General features: G+C 58.2%; 19 protein-coding genes and 1 pseudogene. 13 read left to right on the top strand and 7 right to left on the bottom strand.

Annotation, left to right across the window (positions count from 1 at the left end; all coding sequences use genetic code 11):
* The first annotated feature begins 157 nt into the window (after positions 1–157).
* Positions 158–919, top strand: coding sequence for an SDR family NAD(P)-dependent oxidoreductase (locus BWR59_RS14475; protein ID WP_081566317.1), 762 nt, complete (start codon positions 158–160; stop codon positions 917–919).
* A gap of 29 nt (positions 920–948) precedes the next feature.
* Here BWR59_RS14475 and BWR59_RS14470 read toward each other — a convergent pair whose 3' ends face one another.
* Positions 949–1827: an NAD(P)-dependent oxidoreductase gene (locus BWR59_RS14470; protein ID WP_081566316.1), complete on the bottom strand. Its 879-nt coding sequence runs from the start codon at positions 1825–1827 to the stop codon at positions 949–951.
* 107 nt (positions 1828–1934) lie between these two features.
* On the opposite strand from BWR59_RS14470, the pseudogene BWR59_RS14465 reads away from it, so the two are divergent.
* Positions 1935–2785 (top strand): annotated as a pseudogene (locus BWR59_RS14465) (LysR family transcriptional regulator).
* A gap of 13 nt (positions 2786–2798) precedes the next feature.
* On the opposite strand, the gene BWR59_RS14460 reads toward BWR59_RS14465, so the two are convergent.
* Positions 2799–4121, bottom strand: coding sequence for an MFS transporter (locus BWR59_RS14460; protein WP_230982020.1), 1323 nt, complete (start codon positions 4119–4121; stop codon positions 2799–2801).
* Positions 4122–4250: 129 nt separating this feature from the next.
* Here BWR59_RS14460 and BWR59_RS14455 point away from each other — a divergent pair, with 129 nt between their 5' ends.
* Together BWR59_RS14455 and BWR59_RS14450 are read left to right on the top strand one after the other, a co-directional pair.
* Positions 4251–5270 (top strand): SDR family oxidoreductase, encoded by a 1020-nt coding sequence (locus tag BWR59_RS14455; RefSeq protein WP_230982009.1) that lies wholly within the window; start codon positions 4251–4253, stop codon positions 5268–5270.
* Positions 5271–5468: 198 nt separating this feature from the next.
* Entirely contained in the window at positions 5469–5939 is a 471-nt protein-coding gene (locus BWR59_RS14450) for a nuclear transport factor 2 family protein (protein WP_081566314.1), read from the top strand.
* A gap of 96 nt (positions 5940–6035) precedes the next feature.
* Here the strand turns inward: BWR59_RS14450 and BWR59_RS14445 are convergent, their stop codons facing one another.
* Both BWR59_RS14445 and BWR59_RS14440 read right to left on the bottom strand, forming a co-directional pair.
* Complete coding sequence (locus BWR59_RS14445; RefSeq protein WP_343286989.1) at positions 6036–6131, bottom strand: hypothetical protein; 96 nt, start codon at positions 6129–6131, stop codon at positions 6036–6038.
* Between the two features lie 12 nt (positions 6132–6143).
* A complete protein-coding gene (locus BWR59_RS14440) occupies positions 6144–7130 on the bottom strand; it encodes an ABC transporter substrate-binding protein (RefSeq protein ID WP_081566312.1) in 987 nt (328 codons plus the stop codon).
* A 616-nt stretch (positions 7131–7746) separates the two neighbouring features.
* Between BWR59_RS14440 and BWR59_RS14435 the strand changes: the two genes are divergently transcribed.
* The 6 genes from BWR59_RS14435 to proB are packed head-to-tail and all read left to right on the top strand — an operon-like array spanning position 7747 to position 14208.
* Positions 7747–8595 carry an ABC transporter ATP-binding protein gene (locus BWR59_RS14435; protein WP_081566311.1) on the top strand — a complete coding sequence of 283 codons (849 nt, stop codon included), beginning with the start codon at positions 7747–7749 and terminating at the stop codon, positions 8593–8595.
* A 29-nt stretch (positions 8596–8624) separates the two neighbouring features.
* Positions 8625–9374, top strand: coding sequence for an ABC transporter permease (locus BWR59_RS14430; RefSeq protein ID WP_081566310.1), 750 nt, complete (start codon positions 8625–8627; stop codon positions 9372–9374).
* A gap of 5 nt (positions 9375–9379) precedes the next feature.
* Complete coding sequence (locus BWR59_RS14425; protein ID WP_081566309.1) at positions 9380–10111, top strand: ABC transporter permease subunit; 732 nt, start codon at positions 9380–9382, stop codon at positions 10109–10111.
* 42 nt (positions 10112–10153) lie between these two features.
* A complete protein-coding gene (gene nadC, locus BWR59_RS14420; RefSeq protein ID WP_081566308.1) occupies positions 10154–10990 on the top strand; it encodes a carboxylating nicotinate-nucleotide diphosphorylase in 837 nt (278 codons plus the stop codon).
* 5 nt (positions 10991–10995) lie between these two features.
* Entirely contained in the window at positions 10996–13041 is a 2046-nt protein-coding gene (phnN, locus tag BWR59_RS14415) for a phosphonate metabolism protein/1,5-bisphosphokinase (PRPP-forming) PhnN (RefSeq protein ID WP_081566307.1), read from the top strand.
* Between the two features lie 48 nt (positions 13042–13089).
* On the top strand, positions 13090–14208 hold the full coding sequence (proB, locus tag BWR59_RS14410; RefSeq protein ID WP_081566306.1) for a glutamate 5-kinase: 1119 nt from the start codon (positions 13090–13092) through the stop codon (positions 14206–14208).
* A gap of 129 nt (positions 14209–14337) precedes the next feature.
* Here proB and BWR59_RS14405 read toward each other — a convergent pair whose 3' ends face one another.
* From BWR59_RS14405 to BWR59_RS14400, 3 genes are all read right to left on the bottom strand, one after another.
* Positions 14338–15069 (bottom strand): carbon-nitrogen hydrolase family protein, encoded by a 732-nt coding sequence (locus tag BWR59_RS14405; protein WP_178111228.1) that lies wholly within the window; start codon positions 15067–15069, stop codon positions 14338–14340.
* Positions 15070–15141: 72 nt separating this feature from the next.
* On the bottom strand, positions 15142–15399 hold the full coding sequence (locus BWR59_RS31995) for a hypothetical protein (RefSeq protein WP_143490828.1): 258 nt from the start codon (positions 15397–15399) through the stop codon (positions 15142–15144).
* 163 nt (positions 15400–15562) lie between these two features.
* Complete coding sequence (locus BWR59_RS14400; protein WP_081566304.1) at positions 15563–15952, bottom strand: response regulator; 390 nt, start codon at positions 15950–15952, stop codon at positions 15563–15565.
* Between the two features lie 597 nt (positions 15953–16549).
* Here BWR59_RS14400 and BWR59_RS14395 point away from each other — a divergent pair.
* The 3 genes from BWR59_RS14395 to BWR59_RS14385 all read left to right on the top strand — a co-directional run bounded on the left by BWR59_RS14395 (position 16550) and on the right by BWR59_RS14385 (position 23783).
* Positions 16550–17293 carry an SDR family oxidoreductase gene (locus BWR59_RS14395; protein WP_081566303.1) on the top strand — a complete coding sequence of 248 codons (744 nt, stop codon included), beginning with the start codon at positions 16550–16552 and terminating at the stop codon, positions 17291–17293.
* A 288-nt stretch (positions 17294–17581) separates the two neighbouring features.
* Complete coding sequence (locus BWR59_RS14390; RefSeq protein WP_081566302.1) at positions 17582–18121, top strand: YbhB/YbcL family Raf kinase inhibitor-like protein; 540 nt, start codon at positions 17582–17584, stop codon at positions 18119–18121.
* A gap of 133 nt (positions 18122–18254) precedes the next feature.
* Complete coding sequence (locus BWR59_RS14385; protein ID WP_081566459.1) at positions 18255–23783, top strand: AAA family ATPase; 5529 nt, start codon at positions 18255–18257, stop codon at positions 23781–23783.
* Positions 23784–23789 lie beyond the last annotated feature (6 nt).

The raw sequence follows: 23789 nt of genomic DNA, 5'->3' as shown, positions 1-23789 counted from the left end.
TGCCTTGAATCATGAGTCGTTCCCCCTGGCGTCGCTGCTTGCGGCTGACAGCCGGGTCAGCTCTTGCTGCGCGTTATCAATAGAAAATGATGCGTGTAGGTCGACGTGGGACGCCATTCAATGATCAACATTCAAGGCAATTACAGGGGTTATCTTCATGCAACTTACCGACAACACAATCTTCATTACCGGTGGCGCATCCGGTATTGGTCGTGGACTGGCTGAAGCGTTCCACACGCTGGGCAATAAAGTCATCATCGCAGGGCGCCGCAAGGCGCTACTTGACGAAGTCACGGCAGCCAACCCTGGCATGGTCGCAATCGAGCTGGACATCAATGACCCTGCAAGCATCAACGATGTTGCCCGGACGCTGATCACCCAATACCCGTCGCTGAACGTCCTGGTCAATAACGCAGGCATCATGCCGTTCGATGACGCAGCAGGTCATATCGACGACGAGACGATGCTGGCGACGCTGACCACCAATTTCATGGGACCTGTTCGGCTGACCTCTGCACTGATCGAGCATCTCAAATCTCGGCCACGCTCGGTCATCATCAACAATACCTCTGTCCTTGCCTTCGTCCCGCTGGCGGCTACTGCCGTTTACTCAGCCACCAAAGCGGCGCTGCATTCCTACTCGCTTTCACAACGTTTTACCCTGCGTGACACATCCGTCACTGTGCAAGAGATCGCTCCGCCTTGGGTAAACACCGATCTGGTCCACAAAGGCGATGATCCACGCGCCATGCCCCTGGACGCTTTCATTGAACAAACCATGGCAGGCCTGGCTGCGGATACGCCTGAGGTCGTGGTCGAGGCTATTCGCGCGATTCGGGACAACCCTGGTTCCAATGAGCACGCGCTGATCCACGGCTTCAATCTGTCGTTGGTGGATAACCCGATTCCAGTGGGCTAATCGGTAAACGGGCTTGAGGGTTCGCAGCCTCAAGGGGCGTCAGAACCATCGGCTGAGTGGGCAACCGTCTCGGTGGCGAAAATCGACCAGTCCTTGTGCCCAAGTCCCCGGGCTATAGCCGCAGTCATGTTTGCCCGCACCGCTTGGGCTGCGGGCAATTCCAGGTTCACGCGATGGCCTGCGTCGATGGCCAGGTTGATGTCCTTGAGACCCAACGACAATGTGAAGCCCGGCTCGAACGAACCATTGACGATGTTTTGTCCATAGCGTTGATAGCTGGGCGAGGCAAACAGGGTCTGGGTCATGAGGTCAATGAACGTGGCCGGGTTCAGACCATGGCGCCCGGCGAGGGCGCTGGCGTCGCCCAGAGACTGGATGGCCTGGGTGATCATCATGTTCCCGGCGATCTTGGCAATGCTTGCATGCACAGGATCATCGCCCATCCGCCAGGTCTTTTTTCCCAGCAAGTCGAAGAGGGGCTGCACCGTCGCAATCGCGGTCGGCGATCCGGCGACCATGATGTTCAATTCGCCCCTGGCCGCCACCCCAGGCACGCCGAACACCGGCGCCGCGACCAGCGCGACGCCGTTGACGTGATGAATGGCTTGCAACTCCTGCATGAGCGGGGGAGAGAGCGTCGACATCACAATGTGGATACAGCCTTTGTCCGCACTGTCCAGGATTGCGGGAGCTAACAGCACCGTTCTGACGGCGGGATCATCGGCAAGCAGGCTGATCACGACGTCCTCCTGGAACGCGGCGGCGGGGGTTGTGAGGACGCGCACGCCTTGCAGAGCTGCCAGCGCTTCCCGGCTGCGATTCCACGCCGAGACGCGATGCCCGGCTTCGATAAGCAAGGGAATGATGGCCCGCCCCATGCTGCCTGTTCCAATAAATCCTATGTTCATCTTGAAGCCCCTGCTGTCGTTGATGGCTTCAAAGTATGTGGCTTGGGGGATTGCTGCGGGACTGCCATTGTTGCAACCTCGTCGTTCATTTTTGTATGGGGTGAGGCATGGACTGGAGTGACATGCGGATCTTTCTGGCGATAGCCCGCAGCGGCTCGCTGGGTGGCGCTGCCCGGCAATTGGGGGTCAGTCACCCGACGGTGGGGCGCCGCTTGCAGGTACTTGAACAAAGCAGTGGGCAACCCTTTTTTCTTCGCACGGCCCAGGGGCTGGTGCTCACAGACAGTGGCGAGAGGATTCTCAGTCTGGCGCAGGACATGGAGGACAGCGCGCTAGCCATCGAGCGTCGGCTCGCAGGCCATGGTGATCAACCCGAAGGCGTGCTGCGGATATCCTCAGCCGATTGGTTCGCCTGCCATGTGTTGTCGCCCGTCCTGAACGAACTGGTGCACGGTATCCGTTGATCGTTCCCGAGGTCATCGCCGGGCATCGGCTGTTCGACCTTGCCCGCCGGGATGCCGACATTGCCTTCCGGATCGTGCCCTTCACCGAACCGGACATCGTCCACCGCAAGCTGACCACTCTGGCGTACGGGCTCTATGCCGCTTTGCGTGCCCCGGCGCCGCATCCGGTCGGCGAGGGCCTGGGCCTGATCCTGATGAACGTCGCCCAGGCCCACTACCCGGACGTGCAATGGCTGCAGCAGCGCTATCCGCTGGCACGCACGGTGTTCACCAGCAGCAGTCGGACGGTGCAGGCGCAGATGTGCGCGAAGGGGCTTGGCGTTGCCGTATTGCCACGGGTCCTCGGCGACTCGGTGTCTGGATTGCGACGGCTGGATGAAGACGAACCACCGCCAGGGCGGGACATCTGGATGGGGTATCACCAGGACATGCGTCAGATGGACCGGCTGCGTGCGCTGGCCGACCTTGCCTCCAGCATGATCGGCGCAGGGTAGGGCGTTGCAGCCGTCAGGTCGGGCGAACAGCCGACGCCTGCGGTACCCGCGCTGACTGCCGCGCTAACGTCAGGCTCAGCGCAGCGCCTACGGCCAGGCAGGCGGCGATGCACAAGACAGAAACCGTGAAGGCGTGGGTGATGCTGACGGCCGTTGCCCGTTCTCCCAGCAAGCTATAAAAAACGCCGCCGATCAGGGCGACGCTCAACGAAGTGCTGATTTGCAACGTTGCGCTGGTGATGCCTGCGATCATCCCGGAATACGCCGGCGCGACACGGCCGGTGACCATGCGCATCAACGTCGGCAGCGCCAGCCCTTGCCCGAATCCAATCAGGAACAGGATGGCCGTCAGGGACGTGAGGGGCGGGGCGAGGGTGGTCGGCGTCACTGACACGAGCCAGCCCAGCCATAGAAAACCTGATACTTCCAGCCCCATGCCCAGCGGGTTCACGTATTCTCCGAGCGCGCGCCCCAGGCGAGGCACCGACAGCGGGCCGAGCAGAAAACCCGCCCCGAACGGCAGGAAGATCAGGCCGGCATGCAGTGCGGTCATATGCAGCGCGCCTTGTATGTACATCGATAACAGCAGGAAAAACACGCCGATTGCGTAGAAGCACAGTGCGACCAGTAACGCTCGGCCAAGGCCCGGGGCTTTCAGTGCGGCCGGGTCGAGGACAGGTGTCCCGCCGGCAAGGAGCAGGCGAGTCTCGTATCGCCAGAACAACACGGCCAGCACAGGGGCTGCGGCGAGCGACAGCCACGCCCACCACGGCCATCCTGCTTCGCGGCCTTCGATCAGCGGCACGACCAGGGCGGTCAGGGTCAGCATCGACAACGCCGTGCCTACCAGGTCCAGCCGGCTCGCGTGCAGCGCACGGCTTTCTTTGAGCACAGGGATGCCGAACGCAAGTACCAGCAACGCGATCGGCAGGTTGACCAGGAATATCGCGCGCCACCCCATGCCCAGCACGTCGACCGCAATCAAAACGCCGCCCAGCGCCTGACCGATCACAGACGCCAGTCCAAACACCGCCCCGTACAGACTCAGTGCCAATGGTCTTTCCGACGCCGGGAAAATCGCCTGCACCGATGCGAGCGCCTGAGGCGCCATCACGGCGGCGGTCACGCCCTGCAAGGCGCGTCCGAGGATGAGGATCCAGGGCGAAGCCGCCAGGCCGCATATCAACGACGCGGCGGCGAAGCCCAGCAGGCCAAGGAAGAACATTCGGCCGCGACCATACAGATCGCCGAGTCGCCCACCGGTAATCAGCGTGACGGCATAAAACGTCGCATAGGAAGAAATCACGAGCTGCTCGGCAGAGGACCCTGTACCCAGATCCTCCTGTATCGAGGGCAGCGCGACGTTAACGATAAAAAAATCCAGGGGGGCAGAAACGCACCGACGAGCAAGATGGCGAACATTAACCAGCGCCGGGGCTCGGGCGCTTCGATTTCGATTTGAGACATGACAGGCATCCTGTTTGGAAACTCAGGTTTCACGACGAGTGAGAGGCGAACATTGAAAGGCCAGGCTTCTGTTGCGCAGGCTTCTCGCCCGCTCGCGCCAAGCCGATGGGTGCCGATTTTGGGGGATCACGCTTCGTCTTTCGCCTTACAAAACTGCACGGCCATTGTTCATTCGTGTCACTGCCGCTCTGCTCCGATGACGCTCACCATGGGCAGGTCGTTCCAGACGACCCCTTCATCAACGGCAGAGGAGACAGACATGTCAGGTAAATTCAACGATCAGGTTGCCGCGGTGACGGGCGGATCCACGGGGATCGGGTTTTCCATCGCGCAAGCCTTGATCGCCGAGGGCGCCAGACGCGTCTACATCACGGGACGGTCAGTGGACACGCTGGAGGCGGCGGTTGCCAGACTTGGCGATAAGGCTGTCGCGGTGGTTTCAGACGTCTCGCGTCAAGCGGATCTCGATACGCTCAAGAAGACAATCGAAGCGCGGGACGACCGGCTTGACGCCGTGTTCGCAAATGCCGGGATCTGCGAGAAAAATCCGCTCGGGGAAACCCGCGAGGCCGCTTACTACGCGATGTTCGACGTGAACGTCAAAGGCGTCTTTTTCAGCGTTCAAACGCTTCTGCCTTTGATGAAAGACGCTTCGTCAATTGTCCTGACCGCCTCGATCTGTTCCAGCAACGGCATGGAAGGATTGAGTTTGTACAACGCTTCCAAGGCGGCAGTGCGATCATTTGCACGCACGTGGGCCAATGAACTCAAGCACCGCAAAATCCGCGCGAATGTGTTGAGCCCAGGCTTCACGCGCACACCGCTGATGGACAACGGGCTGAAAATGAGCGAGAGCGACATCGCCGCACTGCGCCAATACGTCGAGCAAATCACGCCATTGGGCTACATGGCTCACCCTGAAGAAATCGCCAGTGCGGCACTGTTTCTGGCCTCCGACGACGCCAGATACGTAAACGGCGTGGAGCTGATGGTCGACGGTGGGTTGTCGCAGATCTGACGTCTCATCGCTCCCTGCGCGAACCCATTCAGAGCCTGCCCGGGCCTGGACTGACGCCGAACCAATGGGCCCCACCCCCTGCGCACACCCGTACCTGCGCACTCTGAAACGGTCACTCACCCGCGCACCCTTCGCATGGTTTTTCAACGAAGGGACGCGTGGCTACAAGGGGCAATTACGCTTGCCCAGGAGAACATCATGAACATCGAAACCCTGAGCGCTCGACTCGACGCGCTGGAAAGTCGCGCCGCGATCGATCGACTGATCAGCGCGTACTCGAACGCATTCGACCGCATCGACGCGGCGCTCTTGCAGGACATCTGGCACCTCGACGCCAGCCTCGATCTTCCGGGGTTCGGCAGCGCCACGGGCCGGGACGGGATCCTCGCCATGGCTGAAAACAGCTGGCGCCAGATGCCTCATATGCACCACTGGATGGCCAATCCGTTGATCGAGATCGTGGGCGACAGCGCGACAGGTACCGTCGCCGCGAACTGCCTGTTCCATGACATCGAAAAGGGTCCGGTGCAAGTCAGCGGGCTGTATCACGACACGTTCGAACGCCGCGAGGGGAAATGGGCGTTTCTGTCGAGGCGCTTCGAACTTCACTACCTGACGCCGTTGAACGAGTGGCTACCCGTTGCGGGTGTTGAGTCGTTTTCAGCGTGACAATCGGGGGGGGCGTCTGCTTCTGGCTCAGACTGCGTAAAAACTTATCGCAGGAGTAGCTGAGCGACGCCTGCTGAGTTCGGCACATCCTGTATTTCAGGCTTTCTGAAAGGCACTGGGCGACATACCGAACTCGCGTCGTAACATGGCCGCAAAAGCACCGGGGCTCGAATAGCCGGCGTCGAGGGCCACGTCCAATCCGAATTAATGTTGCAGGTCACTGGGCAGGTATGACTTGTCCATGATCGCTGCCCAATCGACGTCGCCCTTCAACTCGCCGTTGAGCCGTAGACCGTCAGCCATCCGCTCAAGCTCCACCAGGTTGAAATCACCTTCGCTCCACATGTGTGGCGCAATCATGTTGTCCACGGCCTCCTTGGCGATCGCAGGCTCCAGCTTGAAGCTCTTGGCGAGGATGTCTGCGGCATGGTGCGGGTTGTCATAGATCGCTTTGACGCCCATTCGGCGGCCTTCGATGATCGCCTTCAGGCGGTCCGGGTGCGCCTTGGCGAATTCGCGAGTAGTGATGCCAACTGAGGTCGTCATCGGTGGCAACAGGTCGCTGGATATGTACAGCGTGGTGTATTGGTCTTTGCGCAGAATCGACAGAGGCTCGATCAGCACGGCGGCGTCGACGGCTTTCTGATCCAGCAGCGTCAGCCCGTTCACGTACCCGCCGGACGCGACTCGGGTCACCTTGTCGGCGTCGATACCCTTGGCTTTGAGCGACATCAACAACAGCATCTCCGACACGCCTTTTGGCGAGGTGATGGCGACCTTCTTGCCATCCAGTTGAGTAATGTCCTTCAGCGGTGAACCTTTAAGCGTGACCACCGAGGACTCGGCCACCGAGCGGGTGCCGATATTGACGATGACCAGATCCAGGCCTTGACGCTGAGCAGCCAGCGCCGCGGCCACGGCTACCTCGCCGTAGGGTGTGTCACTCGCCAGGATGTTGCGCACGGTGGTGCCACCACCCCCTGAACCGAGGATGCCGGTGATGTCGATGCCGGCTTTCTTGAACAGGCCGTCTTCCATGGCGATGGCGTACGGCAAGCCATACAGGCTGGTGCCCCATTGGGTCACGGAGATTTCATCGGCTCGGGCGATCGAGGCCACCAGCGACAATGCCGCCAGGCCGGCTACGGCGAGCTTTCTTGTAGAACGCGAAAGGGCTTGCTGTGCAGTCATTCTCCAAACTCCTAATAGCATCGGGGTGCTCTGGTCATGGCAAGAATAAGGTTTTAGCGGCGTTTTTTTAGTTTCTGTACGCTATTAAAAGTCTCTCAGCAAAATGCAGGCCAAGGGTGTTGGTGGTGCTAATACCTGATTCTTATTTTCTCAACTATCTGATAAATATAGATTTAAAATAAAATACGAATAGATGCTGCCTTTGTTGCAAATCATCGACACGCGTCCACAAACAAGCGTACACGTTGAATTGCGCGCGATTTCGGGTCATTGCCCCTAATGGCTGTGCTCGTGGCTTTGGCGTCCTTCTTTGGTGCGGCTCTCCAATCAGTGGCACTACACTGGAGCGAGTAGCGTGTACATCGTAAAGAGCGTCTAGACGGCTTTAGTATAAGGATGTCTGTTGTCAGCTGATTCTGCGTAAATTACAGACATGACTAATTTTTAATTCGATAAAAATCAACGTATTAGATATATGTTATTCGTACTTCAACTTTCTGTTCGGCGTTTTGGCGCCTATTTTGCTAACTCCTTATATCTAGCGTACACATTGTAAGTTGAGCGCTTTCGGCCTTGTCAGGCTCAAGGTTCACCAGCCGATCTGGAGGAGTGAAGAATGACGATTGCATTGAAAGGTGGTCCGGTCGAAACGTTGCGAGCCGCTCCGGATGCACGCACGCCGCATGTCACCCTGAGTCAAGTGACTCGCTCATTCAAAAAGGCTGGCACCCGCGAAATGTTTGCAGCGTTGGGGCCTATCGATCTGACGCTGAACAAAGGTGAATTCTTTTCCGTCGTCGGCCCATCGGGCTGTGGCAAATCGACGCTGATGGACGTGCTCTCCGGGCTGGCCCGTCCGACTTCTGGCGAAGTGATGTTCGAGGGCAAAGTCATTTCCAGTGTGCCGGACGGCGTTGGTGTGGTGTTTCAGGAAGACGCGTCGTTCCCGTGGCTGACCGTGCGCGACAACATCGCTTTCGGCCTGCGCCGCAGCGGTGTCGATGGACCCGAGGTCGAGCGTCGCGTTGCTTATGCGCTGGGCTTCATGGGACTGCGCGATTTCGCCGGCGCGTACCCGGCGCAACTGTCTGGCGGGATGCGCCAACGCGTATGCATCGCTCGCACGCTGGTGATGCAGCCGCGCCTGATTCTGATGGATGAACCCTTTGGGGCCCTGGACCAGCAGACCCGGCTGTTGATGGGGGATGAACTGCTGCGCTTATGGCGCGAAACGTCCGCCACTGTATTGCTGATCACCCACGCACTGGATGAGGCCGCGATGCTCTCGGACCGGGTAGGGGTGATGTCTTCTCGGCCCGGCCTGTTCATCGACATGGTCGAAACCGGCTGGGATCGCGACCGCGACAGTCGGGTGGTGTCGACGCCGCGGTTCGGCGAGATCAATGCGCGCCTATGGGAAAAGCTGCGCGTGGAGACCATGAAGGTCATGGGCACGCAGCACTGATCCGCCAGGTTATTTAAGAGGACATCGATTTGAATACCGAAAGCGTACTGCGATCCGCGTTGGTCGCCGGTTTCATCGGGCTGATCGAGTTGCTGTGTCGCACTCATGTCATCCCGCAAAGCGTGTTGATTCCACCGTCCACGATGTTTACGCACCTGGTGGCGCTGGTGTCTGACGGTCATTACGGCAACGACATCCTGTTCAGTTTCACCAATATTCTGGTGGCCGCTTTTATCGCGATCATCAGCGGGTTTTTCATCGGTCTGGCGGTGCATTCGATGCCGCGGTTTCGCTCCGCTCTGGAGCCATTGCTGGCGAGTTACTACGCCGTTCCGACGTTTATCTTCTACCCGGTTTTCATCGTCGTATTCGGGGTAGGTCATGGTTCGATCATTGCGATTGCCGTGCTGCTGGCCATCGTGGCGATGATCACCGCCACGCTGACCGGTCTTGATCGCATCCCGCCTGTGCTGCGTAAAAGTGCGGCGGTGATGCGCATGTCCCGGCTTGAGACGGCGTGGCGCGTGGAGCTGCCGGCGGCGCTGCCTTACCTTTTCGGTGGGGTCAAGCTGGCCGTGGCGTACTCGTTCATCGGTGTGATTGCGTCGGAGTTCATCCTGTCAGGGGCCGGCATCGGTTACGCGATTGCCTTTGCCTACAACAATTTTGAAAGCAACAACATGTACGCCCTCATGTTGCTGGTATTGATCAGCGTCACGCTGATCAATGCGGCGCTCAACTTCTTCGACCGCCGCTTGCAAGCGCGTCGTCAACGGTGACTGCCATGCAGAGAATTCTTCCGACGTTTTTACTGGTGGTCGCGCTGATCGCGGCGTGGCAACTGTTGCATCTGGCGATCGGTGCCGGAGCACTGACATCACCGTGGATGACCCTCACTCATCTGGTGTCGATGATGGGCACGGCCGAACTGTGGGCCAACGTCGGTGAAACCGCCAAAGCCTTCGCCTATGCCATGAGCCTGGCACTGATCGGCGGCATCGTCCTGGGCGTCTTACTGGGTGTAAATCGCCTGGCGGGCGCGGTGGCCGAGCCGATACTGCTCAACCTGTACGCCATCCCCAAGGTCACGCTGTACCCGCTGGTGCTGCTGTGTTTTGGCCTTGGACTCTCCTCGAAAGTGGCGTTCGGCGTGATGCACGGCCTGATCCCGATTCTGCTGTTCACCATGAATGCCATCCGCCAGATGCGCCCTGTGTATTTGCGCACCGCCGGGACGTTGCGCCTGACGCCGCTTCAATCGCTGTTCCATGTGCTGCTGCCGGCGATCCTGCCAGAAGTCGTGGCAGGCGTAAGGCTGGGGTTCGCACTGACGCTGCTGGGTGTGTTGATCGGCGAGATGTTCGCCTCGCAACGCGGCCTGGGCTACATGGCCGTCAATGCGATGGGCCTTGGCGATATCCCGACGATCATGGCCGTGGCGCTGTTGCTCACGCTCATTGCCGTCACCTGTAACAGCCTGATGCTGATGCTCGACAAGAAATTGCAGCACCGATAACCGACGTTCACCGAACTGTATCCACACATAGGGGTAACCACGATGTATGACGTATTCCAGACTGACCGCCTCATCGACCTTTGGCTGGCCGAAGACATCGGTTACTGCGATCTGACCGCTCAGGTGATGATCGAAGCGGACGAGGTCGGCGCTTTCTACATGAATGCCCGCGAGACGCTGATCGTGTCCGGTATCGACATTGCCGCTCGGGTCTTCAAGCGCTACGACCCGACGCTGGAAGTGATCGTGCGCGTCAAGGACGGCCAGAAAATCGAAGCGGGCACGGTGATGATCGATGTGCGGGGCAACGCTCGCAGCGTGCTGACTGCCGAACGCACTGCACTGAACATCGTGCAGCGCATGTCCGGCATTGCCAACGAAACCGCCAAGTACGTGGCCGCTGTAGCGGGCAGCAACGCTCGCCTGATCGACACCCGCAAGACAACGCCGGGCCTGCGCATGCTCGAGAAGCACGCGGTCACCTGTGGCGGCGGTCTGAACCATCGTCTCGGGCTGGACAACGGCGTGATGATCAAGGACAACCACATCGCCGTCTGCGGTGGTATCACTCAGGCCGTCCAGCGTGCCCGTCGCCAACTGCCCGTGCTGACCAAGCTCGAAGTCGAATGCGACAGCCTGACCCAGGTGGCCGAGGCGCTGGAGGCCAATGTCGATGTGATCATGCTCGACAACATGAGCGTGGTGGACATGACGGAGGCCGTGAAGATGGTCAACGGGCGTACCAAACTGGAAGCCTCGGGCGGTATCAACCTGTCTACCATTGGCGCCATCTCCAGGACCGGCGTCGACTACATCTCCACCAGCAAACTCAACCAGGCGGCGGTGTGTGTAGACATCGGCCTGGACGAAGCGGAGTAAGGCACATGGCGCAGGGCATCTTCTTCTTTGTTGTCGGCCCCAGTGGCGCCGGTAAGGATTCGTTGATCGAAGGCGCCCGCGCCCACCTCGGTGACACCGGTCGGTATGTGTTCGCTCGCCGTACGATCACGCGCCCCACGGGCGCTCCGGGCGAGGATCACAACGGCGTAACCGAGGCTCAATTCAGATCGTCCGTGAGCGCAGGAGAGTTCCTGATCACCTGGGACGCTCACGGCCTGTCCTATGGTTTGCCAGTCGATCTGCTCGCAGCGTTAAGCGATGGCTGCAATGTTATCGCCAATGGTTCGCGCAAGATGATCCGCCAGCTGGCAGGCGAGGTCCCCAGGCTGATCGTGGTGGAGGTGACGGCCTCGACCGACGTGCTCGCGGCACGGATTCTGGCACGCGGCCGGGAAACAGCGCTTGAGGCGCGGGCGCGAGTCATGCGCCAGGTCGAGCCGCTGCCAGTGGATATCGAGACCATCCGCGTCAACAACGACGGTGCGCTGGAGCAGGGCATCAACGCGTTTATTCATGCACTGGCCAATGCCACTCAACGCGTGCGATTACGTCGAGTGCCGGTGTCCACGGGACTTGAGCGGGTGGCGTATTTGCCCACAGCCGGTGCTGTCCTGTCGGTGGCCGATTATCTCGGCGGTTCGAAGGTGGACCTGCTGGCCGAGGGCACGTCCCTGAGCGTGCAGATTCATGGTCTGGATTCGGCTGCGTTACTTGCGCCCGATGAGATCGGCCTGAGCGAGGAGGCGTTCGTGCACTGGGGCGTGGCCGAAGGCGCCGAGATCGCTTTACGCCGCACGCCGTCGCCGGCCAGCCGGCAGGCATTGATCCAGAAGGTTCAGGGTCATGAACTGGGCGAAGCCGAGTACGAAATGCTGCTGCGCGACATCATCGAAGGGCGGTACACGGACGGTGAAATCAGTGCGTTTCTGGTCAGCGCCACGCGTAGCCTGTCCGACGCCGAGGTCATCGCTCTGGCTCGGGTACGCAGTCGTTTCACACCCACCATGAAGTGGGATCGCCCCATCGTGGTCGACAAGCACTCGATGGGCGGCGTTCCGGGTAGCCGTATCACCCTGCTGGTGGTGCCGATCGTTGCCGCCCACGGCATGGCAATGCCCAAGACCTCATCGCGCGCGATTACCTCTGCAGCGGGCACGGCAGATGCCATGGAGTCGGTGGCGCGGGTGGACCTGACCACCGCGGATGTGCAGCGCTGCGTGGACCAGGCGGGCGCGTGCATTGCCTGGAATGGCCGCCTCAATCATTCCGTCGTCGACGATGTCATGAACGCGATCACCCGTCCGCTCGGGCTGGATTCCAATCGCTGGTCGGTTGCATCCATCCTGTCCAAGAAGCTCACGGCCGGCTCGACCCATGTGGTCGTCGATCTTCCTTACGGCCCGCGCACCAAACTCAAGACCCAGGCGCAGGCTCGGGAGCTGGGGGATTTGTTCGAGCGCGTCGGGGCGGGTCTGGGGCTGACGGTGGTCGCCTTTGCCACCGACGGCAGCCGTCCGATTGGCCGCGGTATCGGCCCGTCGCTCGAAGTGCGCGACGTGCTCGCGGTACTGGCAAACGATCCGACGGCACCCCAGGACCTGCGCGACAAGGCGGTGTTTTTTGCGGGACAGATCCTGGCCTGGGACCCTGCGGTCGGCAGCGTGGAAGCCGGTAGCCGATTGGCCGAAAAATTGTTGGCAAGCGGCGAAGCGCATGACGCATTCGAGCGAATCATCGACGCGCAAGGCAGAAGAACAGCCGTGCTGCCGGGCGCGCTGACGTACTCGGTGTGCGCGACGGCCGAAGGGCAAGTGAGCGAGCTGGACGGGTGGCGCATCGGCGAGATCGCCCGACGCGCCGGTGCTCCGGCCGATAAATCCGCCGGCATCGACCTCAAGGTCGGGCAGGGAGATCGCGTGACACAAGGGCAGTGTCTGTATGTGATTCACGGCTCCAACAGTGCAGACCTTGAATCCGCCAGCGTGCTGGCACAGATGAGCGATGGCGTGAAGATCACGCGATTGCCGTGACCTGTGCCCGGAATAGACCGGGGTGCGGGCAAGAACCGAGGTGAGAACATGCGAGAAGCGATAACGACCACAAAGCGTTGGGTCATCCATGTCGAGAGTCGTCTGATCGCTGCAGCTGGCGGCTTGAACATTGACGCAATACACCGGCTGGCGGCTGAGGTGGCGACGCTGCACCAACAGGGCATCGAAGTGGTCATGGTGTCAGCCGGTGCGACCGCCGCTTGCGCAAGCCCGGCCGACGGCGACATCGTGCCGTTGCACGAAGCGCAGGCGCTGGCTGCCATCGGTCAGATCAAACTCACCAATGCATGGGCGCAGGGTCTGGCTGCGTATGGGTTGCAGTCTGCGCAGATCCTCCTGACCCAGGATGATCTGTCCCATCGCAAACACTATCTGAACGCCCGCAGCACGCTGCAGGTGCTACTTGGAAAGGACGTGGTGTCGGTGGTCAGTGAGAATGGCACTGTCGCCAGCCATGGTATTCGTGCGGGCGACACCGGCAGTCTTGGTGCGCTGGTGGTCAATCTGGTTCAGGCTGATGTGTATGTCCTGCTGACCGAGGTGAAGGGGCTTGTGATGCCGGATTCGATCCTTGACCTCGATCAGGCCGACGCCTTCATCGATCAGGCACCGGCAGCTGACTCCGCCCTGGATCGTTGTGCTCACGAGATGACTGAACGCTTTGGCTTCGACGTGCGCTCCTGGTTGCGCTCGGCACGGTTGGCCGCACGTTCGGGTGCGCACACGGTGATCGCAGACGGGCGCGAGGCGGGCGTCCTCGGCGCCATTGCCAGTGGCGCAAGCCTGGGAACACTGCTCACGTCGGACACGCACCCAACGGCTTCGCGGGACCGCTGGCTGGCCAATCAGCTGCCCATGCGCGGCGTGCTGGAAATCATCACCGGTTCAAACGACGGCGTTCCGGATGCGAGCGGCATTACTGCGCTGATGATACTGAGGGTGGAAGGTGTGTTTCAGCGCGGCGACATGGTGGTATGCCGAGGCGCGGACGGGGCCGAGCTGACGCGAGGGCTGGTCAATTACAGTTCTCAGGAAATCCAGAAATTGCGCGGTCAGTTCGTCGAGGCGTTCCCCCGGCAAATCGGGTATGTCGCCGAACCGGACATCATCAGCCATGAAAACCGGGTGACCTGCCCGGTGCTCTGACAGAGCGCGCCGGGGCGGTCCTCCTGCCGCGAACCTCAGTGCCGCCCATGGGAAGGCTGCCTGTAATGACCCGCTGCAAAATGCAACGCAGCGGGTCATGCTCGAAGCGGGGCAGAGCACGAGCGGCTTTCACGCGAGTTTGATAATGCTCGCGTCTCCAGTCTTTATGTCATATGCGACTAACGCTTCTTGAACAGCATCGGCACTGCAAACCCTTTCACCTTGACTGTTCCAGACGGCAGAACAACCTGCTGCTACAAAGTCATCGGCGGGACCTACACAGTTCGCCATTACCACAGTCATGGAATGCTTTTTAGCAATCATCGGATAATGACGGTTGGCCGATGCAGTACCTCGCTCAGACTTTGCCACGCTTGCCAGATACACCTGAGCGCCAGACTCTGCCGCTTCTTCAGCGTGGCGTGGTTGCAGTGATTCGTAGCAAATGGCAGGGGCGAGGACAACATCTGCCTGCCTCAATACGAGTCTTCGGGTGCCCGGAGTGAAAAAAGGTAATTCCTCGGCGTGCAGATACTGTTTTGAATAGCTCGTGCGCTCCAGCCCGGGCTGGAAACTGATCATGCTGATCTCGGTGCCTTTAGCCCCCCGGGTGGGCGCACCAACAGCGATGAGCATTCCATACCGGTCGCTCAGTCTCTGGAACTCATCGAGACGGCTATCACTCGGATCCACCGCCAAGGCCTCAGCGAGCCCCGGTTGATAACCGGTGAGGGAAAGCTCGGGAAAGAGCACGAGATTGGCACCTTGGCCGGCGGCCATATGGATGAGATCAACGTGTTTGGCGATGTTTTCTTCGTATTCCCCCGGCACAGGGAGGATCTGCGCAGCGATCAGCTTCATTTCCCGTCTCGCATCCATGTGTTGTGTTAGCGTCGACAGCGACTGGACTGACGCTTAGCCCCTGCTTGAACGTCAGCGCATGCTGCACGAACGTCGGGTTTTTGAAAAGTGCGCGGTCGAGAATTGCCACATCCCGATGTCAGCAAGGCGATGATCGACGATACGATCCGAGTCTGTATGTTCAGCACTCTCGCAAACGTGATCGCGGTGGATACGGAGGACACTGATACTCACGGTTTGCATGTTTCCCTCTACTGCCGCGCCAGTGGCAGCAAATGCGCCACGCACTACCGAAACGGCCATGAAGAAAATCAAAGGTAATATTTTCATGTTTGAACCTGCAGCTAAATTGAATATTCGGTGGTGATGTTTCTGTGCCGAATAGTATTGGTGCATCAATGGGCGTGATCAAACGTAATAACGGTGTGCTCGTTAGTTTTTTCGTATGGCGCGATAGTACGTTGGTATGTTTTTGGGGGGGTATATATGAACACTAAACGTCCGGGCCAAAGAATCGGGGCGTGAGCGCTATGTCTAGACAGTTGATAAGGCTTTGTCCATCAAAGGGTTTGGATAAGTAACAACATGCCCCAAGTCTGGCGGCGGCAAGACGTGGAGCCTCATCGGCAGAAGCGGTAATAAAAACCACGGGAATGTGATACCCCTGCATCAGCAGGTGTTGATACATCTGCAACCCGTTCATCCCCGGCATCTGGATATCGGACACCAGGCAATCCATGGAAGTCGCCATGGGTGAAGCGAGAAAACTTTCCGCGTCGTCATACAGGTGTACGGAGTAACCATATGACCGCAGCAGGCTGTCCAGAGATGTTCGAACGTTGTCATCGTCATCGATAATTGCTATTGCTGGGCGGGTGACCAATTTGGGTGCCTTCCGATGATAATGCTCAAGTCCGCAGACTGTCCCTTTTCATACCCTAACTCCTGTCCGCTCATCCTTGATTAATACTTGGGTATAAATATGTTATTTGACGTGTGTGGGTTTCAGGGTTTGCGCCATGGGTACCCACTCTGCAACTGTCCTGCGAGGGACGAGCATCCGCCTTTACAGATGCTGCATCGCCCCTGACGCGGTTCGCCAGTCTTTCCAGTGGCAGACTTGGGTACAGGGGCCTCGACTTTAAAACCCCTTCGTCTACGGGATATGACGAGAATTCCCTGACTTCTGCCAAGGTTCAATATTTCAAACTTCCAAATAGGCGGCAATGACAAGTAACGCGCTTTTCACGCCATGGGAATGATGGGATCACAACCCTGTTAGCGCCTCTCAAACCGTCATGGCAGGCTCAGGGCCATCAGTCAAAGCGACTCTTGATTGTCATTACGACTGCAAAGAAATGCGTGTCAATATGACTATTGTAGTTTTAACTTATTGAATTATAGGCACATTTATCTGTGGCACGGTTTCTGTTAAGCGTAGGCAGCGATACGTCCCAACCAACGGCATTAAGGAAGCAAGATGAATAATGAGTTCAACAACCGCTTGGCTGTGGTCACTGGCGCCAGCTCTGGAATCGGTCTGGCACTCACCGAAAGCTTGCTTGCTGCAGGCTCGTCCGTGATAGCGATGGCGCGGCACTCAGGAGGGCTTGATACGCTGCGCGACGTGTATGCGGATCAGTTGCATTGGCTGACTGGGGACGTCACGCACGCCGCTGATCTAAACCGCCTAAGTGACTATGCAAAAGGTATCGCGCCTGTGGATTTTGTAGTGCCAAACGCAGGTGTGGCCATGTTGGCAGCGGGTACGGACAATGCTGCGTTCGATCAACTTTGGGCAGTGAATGGAGCCGGTGCGTTGAATACGTTGGCTTCACTCAGGGCACAGCTGGCGAAGCCGGCATCGGTTGTATTCATAGGGACGTTCTTGTCACGTTTGGCGTTTCCCGGGCTGGCTGGATACATCGCTTCGAAAACAGCGCTCATCAGTCATGCGCGTACGCTGGCGGTGGAGCTGGCGGCCGCGGACATCAGAATCAATGTGGTCTCGCCCGGACCTACCGCCACGCCAATCTGGAACTCGTTAGGCCTGGGAGATTCGGAACTCGCTGCAGTGGCGAATATGGTGAACAGTCGCTTGCTCGACGGCAAATTTCTCGAGCCTCAAGCAGTAGCGGACGTGGTCATGTTTCTACTCTCCAATGGCGCTCGAAGTATCTGCGGACAGGAAATCGTTGTGGATGGCGGATATACCTTGCGCTGAAAACATGCATGGCCTGCTCCGGGGAGGAATAACCCGCAATCATTCAGAAGCCAGCAGGGGCCTCAGGAAGGTGTTCCAGCATTGATCCGGGGTCGCTAATCGATCATTCGGGTGGTCACGTTGCGCCGTTAATACTTGAGTATGTTTGCTTCATACCTTGGGGGCACTAAATGCAACTCAGGCTGTAAGAACTCATGCTGAGAGATCAAAAGGATGTTCTCCAGGATAAGTGCCTGCCGCTTCTTCGCGACTTAACGTAGCCGGTGTTAACACACCAACGAGGTCGTGATGAAGATCAAACTAATCCCGTTCGCCCTGTGCTTGAGCGTATCACTGGCCGGCAACGCTGCCGACTTTTCCCTGACCAGCCGAGATATTGCTGACAATCGGCCGCTGACCAGGCGTGAGGTATTCAACGGTTTCGGTTGTGAAGGGGAGAACACGTCCCCCGAGCTTTCCTGGAGCAACGCCCCGTCAGGTACGAAGAGCTTTGCTGTCACGGTCTACGACCCGGATGCTCCAACGGGAAGTGGGTGGTGGCACTGGACGGTAGTCAATCTCCCGCTGTCAACCAAAAGCCTGTCCAGCGATGCTGGGCGACACCTTCCACCTGGGGCGGTCCAGGGGCGGACTGACTATGGCCAACCGGGATTTGGCGGCGTGTGCCCCCCAGTCGGCGATAAGCCCCATCACTACCAGTTCACGGTGTGGGCGCTGAAAGTGGAGAAGCTGCCGCTTGATGCCCAGGCCGGCGGCGCACTGGTGGGCTATATGCTCAACGCTAACGTTCAGGGCAAAGCGACTATTACGCCTATCTACGGGCGTTAGTACCGCAACCCGCTTTCAGGCAAGCATCCGGACTCCTCCGGCACTGCGTTATATGGCTGCCGGATGCTCGAGACTTTCCGATCCCCCCTTCAATGCTTGCCACTTTATGGTCGTTACCTGGATGGAAAAGAGTCTGCAAATATTGTGGGAAGACGGCGAGCGCGTCATTTACCGCGAGCGGTGCATCAGCGACGGCACCACCTCGACACTGTTAGCGGTATCGCCCGCCATTGAGCATCCTCTGCGGGGTACGCTAGACCGTATTGCCCGTGAGTATGAGTTGAAGCGTGCACTTGTTGACGACTGGGCGCTGAAACCTCGGGAGCTCAGGTCTGAAGCCGGTCAGGTTCAGTTAGTGCTCGAAGATCCGGGTGGAGAACCCTTGGCACGATTGCTGGTTGCGCCAATGGAGACTGGGCAGTTTTTACGTCTGGCGTTGAACACCGCCAGAGCACTGAGCAAGCTTCACCAACACGGACTTTTACATAAGGATGTCAAGCCCTCCCATATCTTCGTCAATTGTCCTGACGGGCACACGCGCTTCACCGGTTTTGGTCTGGCCTCGCAGGTACAGCGCCATCGGCAACAACCCGAACCGCCCGACACCATCGCTGGGACTCTGGCTTATATGGCTCCCGAACAAACGGGCCGAATGAACCGATCTATTGATGCCCGCAGTGACCTGTATTCACTTGGGGTCACCTTTTATCAAATGCTTACCGAGTCGTTGCCATTCACGGCATCTGATCCGATGGAGTGGGTACACAGTCATATTGCAAAAAAGCCTCAACCCCCGAGTGAGCGCTTAACAACCATCCCTAAAACGCTCTGCCAGATGGTAATGAAGCTACTCGCCAAAAGTGCCGAAGAGCGTTACCAGACTGCTGCTGGCGTTGTGCATGATCTGCAACGCTGTCTGGAGGAGTGGCAGCGCGAACAACGAATAAGCGTCTTTGTGCTGGACGAGCACAGCATTCTCGACAAGCTGGTGTTCTCCGAAAAACTCTACGGGCGGGAGCACGAAGTTGAGGTTCTGACCGCTTCATTCGAGCGGTGCCTTGAGTTGGGTACGACGCAGCTGGTGCTCGTGTCCGGGTATTCCGGAATCGGTAAGTCTTCCGTAGTCAATGAGCTGCACAAGGTAATGGTGCCAGTCCGCGGCATGTTTGCCGCTGGTAAGTTCGATCAATATAAGCGCGATATACCTTACTCAACACTGGTCCAGGCTTTTCAGGGATTGGTGCGCACATTGCTCAGCAAGAGCAATCCGGAATTGGCTGAGTGGCGTGACTCATTGCTGTCAGCGCTAGGGCCTGAGGCTCAGTTGATGACCGATCTGATTCCTGAACTCAAGCACATCATTGGCGAGCCGCAGCCAGTTCCTCCCTTCCAGCCGCAGCAGGCTCAGCGTCGATTTCTGCGTGTTCTGCGTCGTTTCATAAGCGTGTTTGCAACGGCTGAGCACCCGCTGGTACTGTTCCTCGACGATTTGCAGTGGGTGGACCCCGCGACGCTGGATCTTATCCAGAACATATTGAGCCGTTCAGCGCCAGGGCATTTGATGCTGATTGGCGCTTACCGCGACAACGAGGTGGATGACTCGCATCCACTGGCGTGCAAGCTTGACCTGATCAAAGCGTCGGGCGTCAGGATCGAAGAGATTGTTCTGGCGCCACTTGCTCAAGAGCACGTCGAACGACTGATTGCCGATGCCCTGCATTGCGAGCCCGCGAATGTGCAGCCGTTGGCAAGGCTGGTCCAGGACAAAACGGCGGGTAACCCTTTTTTCGCGATTCAATTCTTGCATGCACTCGCCAGTGAACATCTACTGAGCTTCGATCATGATTCCCGGCGGTGGCGCTGGGATGCTCATCGCATCCACGCTAAAGGCTACACCGACAACATCGTAGACTTGATGGTGAGCAGGCTGGTTCGTCTGCCGAGTGAGACCCGGCAGGCATTGCAGCTGCTCGGTTGTCTCGGCAAGGGTGCAGCGGTCGGGACGCTCGCCACTGTTCTGGGCATTACGCAGGCACGCGTTCATGCGGTGTTCTGGGACGCGGTTTGTCATGAGATGGTCGAACGTCTGGGCGATGTCTACGCCTTCGTGCATGACAGGATCCACGAAGCAGCTTATGTGCTGATGCCGGAGTCTTCCCGAGCATCTGTGCATCTGCGAATCGGTCGGCTGTTCGCTGAGCAAAAATTGCCGGAAGGGTACGAAGAAACAATATTTGAAATCGTCGGGCACCTCAACCGTGGTGCAGCACTGATCACTGCTCAGGACGAGCGGGTGCAATTGGCCCGATTCAATCTCGCCGCAGGTCTTCGGGCCAAGGCATCTACCGCCTATGGCTCAGCGCTTGCGTATTTTTCTGCCGGTATCAGATTTCTGGTCGGTGGCTGGCAAAGCCAACATGCACTCAAATTTGCTCTGGAAATCCATTGTGCTGAGTGCGAGTTTCTCACGGGGCAGATCGGTGCTGCAGACGAGCGGCTGTCGGTGTTATCCGATATGGCTCAAGCAACGGTCGAACTGGCGGAGGTTGCTTGTCTGCACATAGACGTCTGCTTGTTCTTGAACAGGAACGATCGAGCAGTCAACGTCAGTCTCAACTATCTCAAATATGTCGGTATCGAATGGTCTGCCCACCCGAGCGATGATCAGGTCCGTACCGAATATGACCTGATCAGCCGATTGCTGGCTGAACAGAAAATCCCGGATCTGATCGACTTGGCGCCGATGCAGGACGAGACCGCGCTGGTGACGGTAAGAACCCTGATGACGCTGCTATCGCCAGCCTTTCATACCGATGAAAACCTGGCGTGCCTGACCGTCTGCAAGGCCATTAATCTCAGCCTGGTTTACGGTAACAGCGATGCTTCCTGCGTAGCCTACGCGAATCTTCCCAGGATCGCCGGGCCGCGTTTCGGTGACTATCAGATGGGGTTTCAATTTGGAAAACTTGGCTGCGATCTGGTCGAACGACGCGGGCATGAGCGGTATGAAGCGCGGACGTATCTTGCCTTTTGTCTTTTTGTCGCTCGCTGGGCAAGACCTGTACGTGATTGCACGGCGCTGTTGCATCGTGTGTTCGACGCAGCCAATCGATTCGGAGACCCTCCATTTGCGGCGTTTGCTTGCAACATCCTTGGTTCGAATCTCCTTTTTGCAGGTGAACCGCTTCTGGAGCTGCAAAGCGAAGTCGAACGCGGCCTCCAATACGTCAAGAAGGTAAGGTTCAGTCTCGTCACGGGCTTTCTGGAAAACCAGCTTGCGTTGATCAGGATGTTTCGTGGCCTGACGCCCGTTTTCGGGTGCCTGGACAGTGAATCGTTCAGTGAGACAGATACCGAAAAACGCCTCCCGCAAACCTCCCGAGTGCTCGCTGCATGGTATTGGGTTCGAAAATTACAGGCTTGTTTTTTTGCCGGTGATTACCGTGCCGCCGTTCACGCTGCATCCGAGGCTGGGCCACTGATCGCTGTTGCGCACTCCTTCCTCGAGGAGGTTGAGTACTACTTCTACGGAGCATTGGCCACGGCTGGCTTGATCGACACCGTTCCAGCCGACAACCGACAACTTCATCTGGAAATGTTGCTGACATTCGAGAAAGAAATTCAGACCTGGTCGCAGCTCTGCCCAGAGAATTTCGGATGCCATCGGATTTTGGTCCTTGCCGAAATCGCCCGTATCGAAGGTCGCCCGCTCGACGCCGAACATCGCTATGAGCAGGCTATCGAGTGCGCTCGTCAGAGTGGCTTCATTCATCTCGAAGCGCTGAGCAATGAACTCGCGTCGCGTTTTTACGCCGGACGCGGATTCTTGAAAATCGCTCGGGTGTATCTGCAAGATGCCCGATACGGTTATCTGCGCTGGGGAGCGGATGGCAAGGTACTGCAACTTGATGCAGCCTTCTCATTTCTGAAGAGCGAACAACGTCTAACAGGTCCGACAGCCACCATCATGACACCCATTGAACAACTTGATCTGGCAACGGTACTCAAAGTCTTGCAGGCCGTTTCGAGCGATATCGTTCTGGAGAAGTTAATCGATACGATCATGCGCACAGCGATCGAGCAGGCTGGGGCTGAGCGTGGTCTTCTGGTTCTGCTGGACCGTGGTGGGGCGTACATCGCTGCGCAGGCGACAGTCGAAATGGGTTCCACCCAGCTGCGACTGACCAATATGTCGGTGAGCGCGACGCTGGCGCCGGAGTCGGTCCTGAATCATGTTCTTCGCACGGGCGAAAGCGTCGTACTCGACAACGCATCGGTACATAGGGTGTTCGCCACAGATCCTTACGTCCAGCAACACCTTGCCCGGTCGGTGCTGTGTCTTCCCTTGATGAATCAAGCCACGCTCACGGGCGTCCTTTATCTTGAAAACAACCTTTGCGTTCAGGTCTTCAACTCCGCTCGTCTCACGACACTCAAATTGCTTGCTTCTCAAGCTGCCATCTCGCTTGAAAATGCTCGGCTGTATAGCGAGATCGCAGATCGAGAAGCCAGGATACGTCGCCTGGTGGACGCGAACATAATTGGCATTGTCGTCTGGACCACTGGCGGCGACGTGCTGGACGCCAATGACGCGTTTCTCGATATGTTGGGATATCAGAAGCAGGACATTGCATCGGGGCGCTTGCGATGGAGAGACCTGACCCCGCCAGAGTTTCGAGATGTCAGCGAGCGCTCCATGTTGGAGGCCGTCAATCGTGGCCGGGCGAGCCCCTTCGAAAAGGAATACTTCAAAAAGGACGGGAGCCGTTTGCCCGTCATTGTCGGTCTGGCCATGTTCGAATCGAGTCTTGAACAAGGCGTAGCCTTCGTGCTCGACCTGACCGAACGCAAACAGGCGGAGAGAAACGTCAGTGAAAGTGAGCAGCGCTATCGACAAGTGCTCACGGAGTTGGCACATGCCAATCGCGTCGCAACGATGGGCCAGCTTGCAGCCTCTGTTGCCCATGAAGTTAGCCAGCCAGTGGCTGCGACGCTTAACAACGCTCATGCCGCATTGCGTTGGCTGGATGCGCAACCTGCCGATCTTGAAGAAGTAAAACTGGCGCTCACCGGCATTACCAGAAACGGAAAACGGGCGGCGGATGTTCTGGCGCGAATTCGTGGGCTCATTCGTAAAGCACCGCCGCAGAGAGAGTCGGTGGCCATGAACCTGGCTATCCAGGAAATGGTCGATTTAACCGGTAATCAGGCTGCCGCAAGTGGCGTCGTCGTGCACACAGAGTTGATGGACGGGTTGCCATCGGTCCACGGAGATCGGATCGAACTGCAACAGGTATTTCTGAACCTAATTATTAATGCTTTCGAGGCGATGAGCGATGTGAGTGACGGAATGCGCGAATTGAGGATCAGTACTGCGCTCAACGACTCCGGAGATGTGGTGGTAGCAGTTGCCGACTCGGGTCCAGGCTTCGACTCGACATCCTCGGGGCAAATCTTCAGCCCTTTTTACAGCACCAAAGCCAACGGCCTCGGGATGGGGCTTTCGATTTGCCGCACGATCATCGAGGCGCATGGGGGACAAATGCTTGCTAGTTCCAACAGGCCACGCGGCGCCATCGTTCAGTTCAATGTTCCTTTGATGCATCAGACTGATGAAGAGAGTGTTCTGGACTATCAACGGCACACTCATCGGGGCCAATGAGGCTTC

This window comes from Pseudomonas sp. Bc-h, from assembly GCF_002080045.1.
In the GTDB taxonomy this organism is placed as follows: Bacteria; Pseudomonadota; Gammaproteobacteria; order Pseudomonadales; family Pseudomonadaceae; genus Aquipseudomonas.
The sequence above is the reverse complement of the archived record's forward strand: the minus strand, read 5'-3'. Positions and strand labels throughout refer to the sequence as shown.

Coding starts and splice junctions, on each gene's coding strand:
- BWR59_RS14450 (WP_081566314.1), top strand. CDS start 5,469: ATGAACATCGAAACCCTGAGCGCTCGACTCGACGCGCTGGAAAGTCGC.
- proB (WP_081566306.1), top strand. CDS start 13,090: ATGCGAGAAGCGATAACGACCACAAAGCGTTGGGTCATCCATGTCGAG.
- BWR59_RS14470 (WP_081566316.1), bottom strand. CDS start 1,827: ATGAACATAGGATTTATTGGAACAGGCAGCATGGGGCGGGCCATCATT.
- BWR59_RS14455 (WP_230982009.1), top strand. CDS start 4,251: ATGACAGGCATCCTGTTTGGAAACTCAGGTTTCACGACGAGTGAGAGG.
- nadC (WP_081566308.1), top strand. CDS start 10,154: ATGTATGACGTATTCCAGACTGACCGCCTCATCGACCTTTGGCTGGCC.
- BWR59_RS14390 (WP_081566302.1), top strand. CDS start 17,582: ATGAAGATCAAACTAATCCCGTTCGCCCTGTGCTTGAGCGTATCACTG.
- BWR59_RS14425 (WP_081566309.1), top strand. CDS start 9,380: ATGCAGAGAATTCTTCCGACGTTTTTACTGGTGGTCGCGCTGATCGCG.
- phnN (WP_081566307.1), top strand. CDS start 10,996: ATGGCGCAGGGCATCTTCTTCTTTGTTGTCGGCCCCAGTGGCGCCGGT.
- BWR59_RS14475 (WP_081566317.1), top strand. CDS start 158: ATGCAACTTACCGACAACACAATCTTCATTACCGGTGGCGCATCCGGT.
- BWR59_RS14435 (WP_081566311.1), top strand. CDS start 7,747: ATGACGATTGCATTGAAAGGTGGTCCGGTCGAAACGTTGCGAGCCGCT.
- BWR59_RS14395 (WP_081566303.1), top strand. CDS start 16,550: ATGAATAATGAGTTCAACAACCGCTTGGCTGTGGTCACTGGCGCCAGC.
- BWR59_RS14405 (WP_178111228.1), bottom strand. CDS start 15,069: ATGAAGCTGATCGCTGCGCAGATCCTCCCTGTGCCGGGGGAATACGAA.
- BWR59_RS31995 (WP_143490828.1), bottom strand. CDS start 15,399: ATGAAAATATTACCTTTGATTTTCTTCATGGCCGTTTCGGTAGTGCGT.
- BWR59_RS14440 (WP_081566312.1), bottom strand. CDS start 7,130: ATGACTGCACAGCAAGCCCTTTCGCGTTCTACAAGAAAGCTCGCCGTA.